11 protein-coding genes and 1 pseudogene are annotated in these 10,293 nt (G+C 66.6%); 1 reads left to right on the top strand and 11 read right to left on the bottom strand.

The window, feature by feature from the left end; all coding sequences use genetic code 11:
• From AC1DYX_RS22580 to AC1DYX_RS22560, 5 genes and pseudogenes are all read right to left on the bottom strand, one after another.
• Window positions 1–568: chromate transporter (locus tag AC1DYX_RS22580; protein WP_477262988.1), on the bottom strand; the 568-nt coding region annotated here is incomplete at its 3' end.
• Window positions 561–1,535: a DHHA1 domain-containing protein gene (locus tag AC1DYX_RS22575; protein WP_477262986.1), complete on the bottom strand. Its 975-nt coding sequence runs from the start codon at window positions 1,533–1,535 to the stop codon at window positions 561–563. The genes AC1DYX_RS22575 and AC1DYX_RS22580, both read right to left, overlap by 8 nt.
• A 3-nt stretch (window positions 1,536–1,538) precedes the next feature.
• Window positions 1,539–2,180 carry an adenylyl-sulfate kinase gene (gene cysC / locus AC1DYX_RS22570; protein ID WP_477262984.1) on the bottom strand — a complete coding sequence of 214 codons (642 nt, stop codon included), beginning with the start codon at window positions 2,178–2,180 and terminating at the stop codon, window positions 1,539–1,541.
• A gap of 85 nt (window positions 2,181–2,265) precedes the next feature.
• Complete coding sequence (locus tag AC1DYX_RS22565; RefSeq protein ID WP_477262982.1) at window positions 2,266–3,972, bottom strand: methyl-accepting chemotaxis protein; 1,707 nt, start codon at window positions 3,970–3,972, stop codon at window positions 2,266–2,268.
• Between the two features lie 253 nt (window positions 3,973–4,225).
• Window positions 4,226–4,447: pseudogene (locus tag AC1DYX_RS22560) on the bottom strand (MerR family DNA-binding protein); the annotation flags it as partial.
• Between the two features lie 28 nt (window positions 4,448–4,475).
• On the opposite strand from AC1DYX_RS22560, the gene AC1DYX_RS22555 reads away from it, so the two are divergent.
• Window positions 4,476–4,919 carry an ester cyclase gene (locus tag AC1DYX_RS22555; RefSeq protein WP_477262980.1) on the top strand — a complete coding sequence of 148 codons (444 nt, stop codon included), beginning with the start codon at window positions 4,476–4,478 and terminating at the stop codon, window positions 4,917–4,919.
• 16 nt (window positions 4,920–4,935) lie between these two features.
• On the opposite strand, the gene AC1DYX_RS22550 is transcribed toward AC1DYX_RS22555, so the two are convergent.
• From AC1DYX_RS22550 to AC1DYX_RS22525, 6 genes are all read right to left on the bottom strand, one after another.
• Entirely contained in the window at window positions 4,936–5,334 is a 399-nt protein-coding gene (locus AC1DYX_RS22550; RefSeq protein ID WP_477262978.1) for a VOC family protein, read from the bottom strand.
• Between the two features lie 111 nt (window positions 5,335–5,445).
• Window positions 5,446–5,856 (bottom strand): hypothetical protein, encoded by a 411-nt coding sequence (locus AC1DYX_RS22545; protein WP_477262976.1) that lies wholly within the window; start codon window positions 5,854–5,856, stop codon window positions 5,446–5,448.
• A gap of 192 nt (window positions 5,857–6,048) precedes the next feature.
• Window positions 6,049–7,194: an ABC transporter ATP-binding protein gene (locus AC1DYX_RS22540; RefSeq protein ID WP_477262974.1), complete on the bottom strand. Its 1,146-nt coding sequence runs from the start codon at window positions 7,192–7,194 to the stop codon at window positions 6,049–6,051.
• Between the two features lie 9 nt (window positions 7,195–7,203).
• Window positions 7,204–8,034, bottom strand: a complete 831-nt coding sequence (locus AC1DYX_RS22535; protein ID WP_477262973.1) for a carbohydrate ABC transporter permease — start codon at window positions 8,032–8,034, stop codon at window positions 7,204–7,206.
• The gene (locus AC1DYX_RS22530) at window positions 8,031–8,930 is read right to left on the bottom strand and encodes a carbohydrate ABC transporter permease (RefSeq protein ID WP_477262971.1); all 900 of its coding nucleotides are present in this window, start codon (window positions 8,928–8,930) and stop codon (window positions 8,031–8,033) included. The genes AC1DYX_RS22535 and AC1DYX_RS22530 overlap by 4 nt, the downstream gene beginning before the upstream one ends.
• Window positions 8,931–8,941: 11 nt before the next feature.
• Window positions 8,942–10,249 (bottom strand): extracellular solute-binding protein, encoded by a 1,308-nt coding sequence (locus tag AC1DYX_RS22525; protein ID WP_477262969.1) that lies wholly within the window; start codon window positions 10,247–10,249, stop codon window positions 8,942–8,944.
• Window positions 10,250–10,293: the final 44 nt, after the last annotated feature.

The raw sequence follows: 10,293 nt of genomic DNA, 5'->3' as shown, positions 1-10,293 counted from the left end.
CGGCGGGCGCCGCGGCCGGCGCCGCGCCCCCGGCATGGAACCAGAGGCGCCCGATCGACGCCGCCGCCACGACGATGGCCAGCGTGACGAGCACACCAGAGAAGGTCAACAGCAGCACGGCCGCGCCCGCGGCCACCAGCGCCTCGCGCCAGCCGCGCACCGTAGCGCGGCACATGCGCCAGGCCGCGGCCAGGACGATCGCCGCCACGGCGGGCATGATCCCCATGAACACGCGTTCGGCCTGCGGCAGCCGGCCCCAGCGGAAATACAGGCTTGCGAGCGCCACCATGAACACGAACGCCGGCAGCAGCGCGGCGCACACGCAGACCGCGGCGCCGGCCGCGCCGCGCAGCCGGTAGCCCACGTAAGCGACGGTGTTGATCGCCACCGGTCCGGGCAGGATCGAGGCGAGCGTCACGCCGTCGAGCACGTCCTGGTCGGCCAGCAGCCCGCGCTTCCGGACGACGGCGTCCTGCGTGGCCGACACCAGTGCCATGTAGCCGCCGAAACTGGTGCAGCCGATGCGCAGGAACAGAAAGCCGAGGGACGCGAGCGATGGGTTACCCACCGCAGCCGCCGAAATAATCGGAGAAGGCGCGCACGAAGCGCTCGACGTCGTCGGCCGGCAGCCGGTTGATGCCTGCCGCCGCACGCCGTCCGCCGCCGCCGTCGAAGCACTCGCACAGCACGTTGGCGGCATGCGTACCGGGCTCGCCCGAGCGCACGCTGACGACGAACGTGCCGTCCGTGTTTTCGGTCAGCACGGCGTAGGCGCGCCCGTCGTCGCCGGCGGCCAGCTGGTTGGCCAGCACGCCGGACACCCGCCGCGCCCAGCAGGCATCGGGCAGCACGTAGACCGCGCCATAGTCCCATTCCCACTCGGGATGCAGGCCGGTCATGCGGGCGGCGTCCTCCCGATAGCCGTCCGCCAGCATGCGGTACTGGCTTGACGACGCGATGAAGTCGAACGGATCGACATACGGACTGATTGCCCGGTACAGTGCGTCCGGCGCGAAGTGCAGGTCGTCGACGCGCTCGCCGTAGGCGTTATAGTTCAACACTGTCCCCAGTTCGGCCAGCGCGGCAGTGCGCGTCTCGCACAGGCCCATGCTTTGCGCCAGGCTGCGCGCCGGCCCTGCCAGGTTGTCGCCGAACGCGGCGGCGGCGGCCCAGGCCCGGAAGCGGCCCGCCAGTTGCCGGTCGACGAGCAGGCTCGAACAGACGGTAGGCGCATCGTCCCAGAACAGGCGCAGGCGCGGGTGCGGAAAGGCCTGGCGGGCCGAATGGTGGTCGAACCAGGTCACGTGCGCGCCGCTGTCGAGGACGCGCCGCAGCGGCGCCGCATTGGCATCGATGGCGATGTCGAACACCGTCACCTCGGCCCCCTCCGCGCAGGCAACCCGCTGCAGCAGCGCGACGTCGCGCTTGACCCCGGTGACGAGGGTGCTCGGTGCAGGATACGCCAGGCGCCATTGATGCTGGGCGCAGATGCCGTCGGCATCGCCGTTGAACACGTCGAAACGTTGCGTGTCCATGTTTCAGGCCATGCGCCGCGCCAGATGACTGTAGAGCGCGCGCGTCGCTTCCTCGATCGACATCGCCCCGGTGTCGATGGCGATGTCGGGACGCTCGGGCGGCTCGTAAGGCGCGGAGATACCGGTGAAGTCCTTGATCTGGCCGGCGCGCGCCCGCGAATACAGGCCCTTGGGATCGCGCCCCTCGCACACCGTGATGCTGGTGCTGACGTGGACCTCGACGAACCGTTCCGCGCCGATGATCTCGCGCGCCACCTGCCGGTCTTCGCGCAGCGGCGAAATGAACGCGGTGACGACGAACAGGCCCGCATCGTTCATCAGACGCGCCACCTCGGCGGTGCGGCGGATGTTTTCGCGCCGGTCGTTCGCCGTGAAGCCGAGGTCGCGGTTGAGGTGATGCCGGACGTTGTCACCGTCGAGCACGAAGCTCGGGTGGCCCCGGTCGAGCATCAGGTGTTCCAGCTCATAGGCCAGCGTCGACTTGCCGGCGCCGGACAGGCCCGTGAGCCAGATCGTCGCCGGTTCGTGTCCGAAATACCGCTGCCTGTGCGCAGGGGTGACTTTCCCGGAATGCCAGTAGATATTGCTTCCCGCCAGAGCGGGTCCACATTTTGCTGCTTCATGTACCGCCACATCGTTGCTCATCACCGCTCCCTCGTGAATTGCTACAGTTTTGGCCGACTGAAACTACCTGGATGTACTCCTTGACACGGGCGACGTCAAGCGCCCTTTAACCGGTTTTGCGGCGCGTAGCGCGCGGCGCCACGGTCAGCGCGGTGCCGCGGCCGGGCTCGAGCCGGACGACCGACGCGAGCTGCGGTTCCGCGCGCGAGGCTGCGGCATGCCCCGAGGCACGCTGGGCGCCGGACAGCATGAACACGCTGACCACCTGCGACAGATGGTCTGCCTGCTCCTGCAGCGATTGCGCCGCCGCGGCCGCTTCCTCGACGAGGGCGGCGTTCTGCTGCGTCACGCCGTCCATCTGCATCATGGCGCCGTTCACCTGGTCGATGCCGGTGGCCTGCTCCTCGCTTGCCGCCACGATTTCGGACATGATGTCGGTCACGCGCTTGATGCTGTCGACCACTTCATGCATCGTCGCGCCGGCTTCCTCGACGAGCCTGTTGCCGGAATCGACCTTTTCGACCGAGTCGGAGATCAGCGTCTTGATCTCCTTGGCGGCTGCCGCGGAACGCTGGGCGAGGTTGCGCACCTCGGTTGCGACCACGGCGAAACCGCGTCCCTGTTCGCCGGCACGGGCCGCCTCGACGGCGGCGTTCAGCGCAAGGATGTTCGTCTGGAACGCGATGCCGTCGATGACGCCGATGATTTCCACGATACGTTGCGCCGACTGGTTGATCGCGCCCATCGTGTTCACCACCTGCGACACCACCTCGCCGCCCTTCTCGGCGACGTGCGACGCCGACATCGCCAGGCCGTTCGCCTGGCGCGCATTGTTGGCATTCTGCTTGACGGCCGACGTCATCTCTTCCAGCGACGATGCCGTCTCCTCGAGCGAACCGGCCTGCTGTTCGGTGCGGCTGGACAGGTCGAGGTTGCCGGCCGCGATCTGGGACGACGCGGTCGCGATGGTATCGGTGCCGGTGCGCACCTGGCTGACGAGGTGGGCCAGGCTGTCGCGCATCGAGCGCATGGCGAACATGAGGCTGGCATCGTCGCCGGGATGCGTCTGGATGTCGACCGCAAGGTTGCCGGCCGCGATCTCGCCGGCGATCCGCACGGCGTCGGTCGGCTCACCGCCGAGCTGGCGCAGCAGGCCGCGCGTGATCAGCCAGGCCGCCAGTACACCCGTCAGCACGGCCAGCGCACCGAAGCCGAGCATCAGCGCGCGTGCGTTGCTATAGGCTTCGTCGGCCAGGCGCAGCTGTTCGTCGTTCTGCGTCTGTTCGACGGCCGCCAGTTCACGCATCAGCGCCCACCATTGTTTCTGGACCGGGCGGAAGTCGAAACGCATCAGTTGATATGCCTCGCTGCCCTTCCCGTCCAACGCCATCTGCACGGCGCGCGGATAGAACGGCGCGGCCGCCTTTGCCTGCTGGCGTATCTTCTCGAGCAATTCCTTTTCCTTGGGGGAAGTACTGATCAGGGTCCCGAACATGGTGCCCAGTTGTTGATCCGCCTCGGCGTACTTCTTCTCCTGCTCGGCGACGCGGTCGATTTCCATCTGGACTTCTTTTTTGTCGGTACTGTCGAGCAGGATCAGGTTGCGCAACGCCAGCGCGCGTTCCGTGACCGTCAGATCCATGGTCGAGGCGAGACGGGCTTCGACGTCGTTGACCTTGATGATCTCGTCGACGCGATCCTTGATGTGGGCCATGCGGTTGACGCCCAGTACCGTGACGACGAACAGCAGAAGAGAAACGAGACCGTATCCGATTCCCAGGCGGGTGGACACACGCAACTTGTTAAAGCCCATGCGCCACCACCTCAAACGTGAATTTCTGAAGCAGGACAGCGCGAGTACATATGTAGTGCAACATGAATCCCTCAATCGAATTGTTTGATTGGAATCATCATATAACCAAATAGTTCCAATAGGCAATTGTTTTTATTCAATATTTCAATGGAGTAATCAAGGGCACTCATGAGTTGGTCTGGCGATAAGGTTTACCTCGTTTCGTGCATGGCGGAGGTGGACAGACGGCCGGGGGGCACGCCCAACGCTTGCATTACAGGCGTTGCGGCCCGCTTCCCTGTTCCGACAACGCGTCCAGCGGATTGCGCAGCTTGCAGGCCTCGATCGAGAGGCAGCCGCAGCCGATGCAATCGTCCAGCTGGTCGCGCAGCCGCGTCAGCTGCGCGATGCGCTCGTCGAGCTCGCGCCGCCACAGGCTGGATAACCGGGTCCAGTCTGCCTTGGTCGGGGTGCGCTCTTCCGGCAGCGACGCGAGCAACCACGAGGAGGACAGGATGACGAGCATGACGAACACCGCCGCCGCCAACAAAGCCCTGGTACGGGCGCTGTACGAGGAATGCATCAATGGCCGGGACCTGGACCGGCTGGATGCGCTGGTCGCGCCGGATTTCGTCGGCGCGCGCGGCGAGCGGGGGCCGCGCGAGTTCCACGCAACGATCGAAGCCGTGCTGACGGGCTTCCCCGGCGTACGCTTCGAATTGCACGACGTATTCGGCGAGACGGACAAGGTGGCCGCGCGCTGGACCTTCCGCGCCGTGCATGGCGGCCGGTACGCCGGCATCCAGCCCAGCCATGCCGAAGTGATGCAGGAAGGAAACGTGATCTACCAGGTTCGTGACGGGCAGATCGTGCGCGCCTGGCTGCAGGCCGACCGGCTGGGCGTGCTGCAGCAGATCGGCGTCGTGCCACGGGCGTTCGCCGAGGCGCAGGGGCAGCGCCCGATCTGAACGCGGGATGATCCGGTCAGGCCTTGGGCGCCATCCAGACCAGGTTCCACAAATGGCCGTCGAGATCCTCGAAGCCCTGGTCGACCATGAAGCCGTGGTCTTCCGGCCGATGCGGGATGCGCGCACCGGCCGCCGCCGCCCGTGCGATCAGGTCGTCCAGTTCTTCCCGACTGTCGCAATTCAGGCAGATCACGATTTCGTTGGCCTCCTTCGCCCGCACGACCGGCTTGCCGGTGAGGGAACCGAAGAAGGCTTCGGTCGTCAGCAGCACGTCGATGGCGCCCTCCACGACGACCATGTAGGCCGCGTTGGGGTTGCTGAAGTCCGGCTTGAAGCCGAAGCCGAGGGCGGAAAAGAAGGCGCGGGATTTGTCCAGGTCCCTGACGGGCAGGTTGAAGATGACTTGCTTTTTCATGGTGTCCTCTGGTCGTTGTGGAAGGATAACGGGTCCTGCAACATGACGACGTTCCACGATCCCCAAAATAGACACCCGGGACAAAAATTTTCCCGCCCCGCCCGGCCGCGATCAGCGCCGGCAGCTCAGACGCAGTGTCTCGCCTTCGCGCCCGACGACCCGCGCCGGCTCGCTATCGCCGCAGCGGTAGACGACGCGCAACCGCTTGGTCGCGCCGCGGGCCGGGTCGCCGCACAACTGGTTGCCGACCCGGATGACGCCGTCGTTGCGCCGCAGTTCCTGCCAGACTGTCCGGCGGGCATCGCATGACGCACCGCGCACGCCATACTCGGCCTCTTCGACGTACAGGCGGCCGTAGCCCGGATTGCGGTCGCGGTCCTGGTCGGCGGCGCGCATGCCCGCGGTATAACCGTCCTCGTAGCCACGCCGGTATTCGGCGCTCTGGGCGAACGCGGACGTGGACGCGGCGGTCAAAGCGGCAACGGCAACAACGCGCTTGATGAGTTGGGTATCGAGTTTCATGAGTTCCCCCTGTCAGGTTGATGCGCCATGTTGGCACGTAGTCTCGGCGCAATCTGTACGCACGGCCACAGTGTGACACTGTGCGCGGCCGAAAGCTGTCGATCCCGCTGTAAGAGACGTTTCAACCTGTAAGAGCTCTCCCAGTAGCGTGGGCACCCTGTGCCCACGCGTAAAGTTCGCATATCACGGACATTACACGCGTTCGCGTGGGCTCGGAGTGCCCACCCTACCGGTTCTGCTGCCATCAGGACGTTGCAGCGCCGCGCCTTGATCGTCGAACAGCAAGGCCCGCGCCGGATCGAAGCGCAGCCGGACGGCGGATCCCGGCGGCGGCAGCGGCACGTCGGGCGGACACCTGGCCGCGACCATGCCGTCGACACCCTCGACCTGGATATACGCGACCGTAACGTCTCCCAGGTATTCGGCCAGCGCGAGGCGGCCGGGGATGCCTGCTTCGCCCACGCCGTCGAGTCGCAGGTGTTCGGGCCGCACGCCCAACGTGAGCGGGGCGCCGGCCCCCGCCTGGCTGACATCGGCCACCACCTGGAGCACGCCGCCGCCGGGCGTGCGCACGGTCGCGAGGCCGCCCGCGTACCCGACCAGGGTGGCCGGAAAGGTATTCATCCGGGGCGAACCGAGGAAACCCGCCACGAACAGGTTCGCGGGCCGCTCGTACAGCGCGAGCGGCGTGCCGGCCTGCTCGATGCGGCCGGCGTTGAACACGACGATTCGTTCGCCCAGAGTCATGGCCTCGACCTGGTCGTGCGTCACGTAGATCATCGTGGCCTTCAATTCCTTGTGCAGGCGCGCCAGCTCCACGCGGGTCTGGGCGCGCAGCGCGGCGTCGAGGTTCGACAGCGGTTCGTCGAACAGGAACACCTCGGGCTTGCGCACGATGGCGCGGCCGATCGCCACGCGCTGCCGCTGGCCGCCCGACAAGGCCTTCGGCTTGCGGTCCAGCAGGTGCGCGATCTGCAGGATCTCGGCCGCATGGCGCACGCGCTGCGTCACCTCCGCCTGCGGCACTTTCGCGAGCTTCAGCGCAAAGCCCATGTTTTCCGCCACCGTCATGTGCGGGTACAGCGCGTAGCTCTGGAACACCATCGCGATGCCGCGCCGCGCGGGCTCCACCGTGTTGCTGAGGATGCCATTCAACTCCAGCGTGCCGTCCGTGATGTCTTCCAGGCCCGCGATCATGCGCAGCAACGTGGACTTGCCGCAGCCGGACGGCCCGACGAAGACGACGAACTGGCCATCCTCGATGTCCAGGTCGACACCCTTGATGACGGGGTTGTCGTCATATGTCTTGCGGATGCCGCGCAGCCGGACCGATGCCATGGGTTCTCCTTATCCTTTCAACCCGCTCGCCGCGAGGAAGCCCTGCGTGACCCGGCGCTGGAACAGCACATAGGCGAGTGCCACAGGCAGCGCGCCGAGCAGCGCGGCCGCCATCAGCTGGGCGTAGCGCACGCCGAACGCATCATAGGTCTGCGTCAGGCCCAGCGGGATCGTCATCATGTCGTTCGACGTGACGATGATGAACGGCCACAGAAAATTGTTCCACGCGGCGATGAACGTCACGATCGCCATCGCCCACACGATGTTGCCCGAGATCGGCAGGTAGACGCTCCACAGCACGCGCAGCGGGCCGGCACCGTCCATCAAGGCCGCCTCGCGGAAGTCCGCTGGAATCGCATCGAAGAACTGCTTGAACACGTAGATGACGACCGGTGCCACCACCTGCGGCAGCACGATGCCGGCATACGAATTGATGAGGCCCAGCTGGTGCATCGTGCGGAACAGCGGCACGAGCAGCGCCTCGAACGGCAGCAGGAATCCCAGCATGACGACGCCGAACACGATGCCGCGGCCGCGGAAACGCAGCTGCGAGAACGCGTACGCGGCCATCAGGCTGATCGCCATCGTCACGACCGTGACCAGCAGCGCGACGACGAAGCTGTTGAGCAGCCAGCGCACGACATTGCCCGCGCCGAGCGTCTTGCGGTAGGCGTCCAGGGTCCACGTCTGCGGCAGCCAGTGGAACCGGCTCGAGACGGTCTCCAGCTCCGGCCTAAGCGACGTCGACAGCGCCCACAGCAGCGGAAATGCCCACAGCGCCACGAGTAGAATGGCGCAGGCGGCGCCGGCAATGGTCCAGAACGATCCCGAGCGATTCATCCATCCCTCCCCGCGAGCCACTTCCCGATCCACGTCTGCAGCAGCGACAGCACGATGACGATGGCGACGAAGGCCATCGCGACGGCCGCCGCATAGCCGGCGTCGCTCTGCGTGAACGCCGTCTCGTACATGTAGTGCAAGGTGACGCGCGTCGTGTTGAACGGACCRCCGCTCGTGAGGATGTACGTCTGTCCGAAGATCTTCAGCGACGCGATCAGCTGCAGGATCAGCGCGGTGGAGACGAYGGGCCGCAGCGCCGGCCAGGTGATCGTGCGGAACAGCGTGAACCCGCGCGCGCCGTCCAGCGCGGCCGCCTCGTACAGCTCGGCCGGGATGTTGCGCAGCCCGGCGAGGAACAGCAGCATGTTGAAGCCGACCGTCCACCAGATCGTGCCGATGGCGACGGCCGGCAAGGCCCAGTGCGGATCCGCGAGCCACGGGCGCGCCCCGCCCAGGATGTGGTTGACGACGCCGGACGACGGCTGCAGCATCCAGTCGGCGATCAGCGTCATCACGGAGATCGGCAGCACGAACGGCAGGAAGAACGCGCCCTGCAGCCAGCCTTGCACGCCCGTGAAGCGCTCGACCAGCATCGCCATCGACAGGCCGATGGCGCACAGCGGAATCACCGTCAGCAGCGAAAAATAGAACGTGTTGCCGACGGAATCCCAGAACGACGGGTCGTTCAGCAGCGTGTGGTAATTGTCCAGGCCAACGAACGCGTTCGTGCGCGTGAGGCTGCTCTCCGTGAGGCTCAACCAGAACGTCTCCAGTGCCGGTAGGAACAAGAACAGTCCGAACGCGACAAGGAACGGCGCCAGCAGCAGCCACGCGGGCAGCGTCTCGCGCCGCGCGCTCGTCGGGCCCATGGAGGTGTGAGGCGTATCGTCGCGCATGCGGGGCCCCTTCAATAGCGCGGCGGGCGCTTGCGCACGGGGCGCGCCGCTTCCGACTCGAATTTGTGCACGGCCTGCTCCGGCGTCAGGTAGCCGTACAGCGCGGCCGGCAGGAACTTCGAGGCGATGGCTTCCAGCGGCCCGGCCGCTCCCATGGTCCAGCCGTCCGGATCGTACACGACGTCGTTCGCGACCTGTGCATACATCGCGTTGGGCATCAGGCTTTTCGCTTCCGCCGATTCCGCCACCGGACGATAGGCGGGAATATGGCCGCCCTCGGCCCAGCCCAGCGAATGCTTGCTGACGTAGGCGATGAAGCGCAGCACTGCCCTCACCTTTTCCGGCGACGGTTCATGGCCCGGGTTGGCCGGCAGCGCGAACCCGTGCGAGTCGGCCCACGTGGACGCGTTTGCGTACATGCGCGGCAGCGGCACGATGCCGTACTCGAAGCCGAGCGAACCTGCCTTCGATGCGCGTACGAGCTCCGGCACTTCCCATACGCCGTTCAGCATGAACGCGGCACCGCCGCCCATGAACTGGCTCGTCGACGCCGGATAATCGAGGCCGGCCTGCGCATAGCCTTTCGTGAACCATTCGCTGATGCGCGCCAGCGTGGCGGCGCCGGCCGGGCCGTACGTGAACCGGCCATTGCGGATGATGGTGACGTTCTGCTGCGCGAGCATGGACAGCCACAACCGCCAGATGGCGTATGAACTCTGGCTGCTCTCCATCGTCAGGCCGCGCTGGCCCGTGCGTTCGGTGGCGCTACGGAAGGCGCCCGTCAGCGCGTCCACGCCCTCGATGGGTTTCAGTTTGCCGGCCGCATCGAGCAGCCCGGCCTTGCCGGCGAGTGTCTTGTTGTAGTACAGGACGAACGGGTGCACGTCGAGCGGGATGGCATACGTCGCGTCCTGGTAGTGCGCCTTGGCCCACTGGCGCGGCAGGTAGTCCTGGCCGCGCAGGCCGGCCGCCGCCAGCTCGGCCGGAGAAATCGGCCGCAGCACGCCGCCGCCCGCCAGGTTGACGATGCGCGACAGGTGGATGGTCGCGACGTCCGGCCCGGCGCCCACGACGGAGGCCGTGATCAGCTTCGTATAGAAAGGCTCGCCCCATTTGAGGGTCGTGCTGACCACGCGCACGTCGCGCTGGGTGGCATTGAAGTCGTCGACCAGCGCCCGCATGCGCGCGCCGTCGCCGCCCGAAAGCAGCGTCCACATCCTGACTTCGACCTGCGCGCGCGCCGGGACGCTCTCGCCCGCCAGCACGAACGACAGGATCGCAACCAGCGCGGCGGCGCGCGGGAATCCGCGTCGCGCCACGTCGTCTCCTCGTTAGAGTCTACGTAGGGTGGGCACCCCGTGCC

The sequence above is a fragment of the Massilia sp. P2_C2 genome (genome assembly GCF_056404615.1).
Note: the sequence above shows the minus strand (reverse complement) of the source record. Positions and strands in the feature narration are given on the sequence as shown.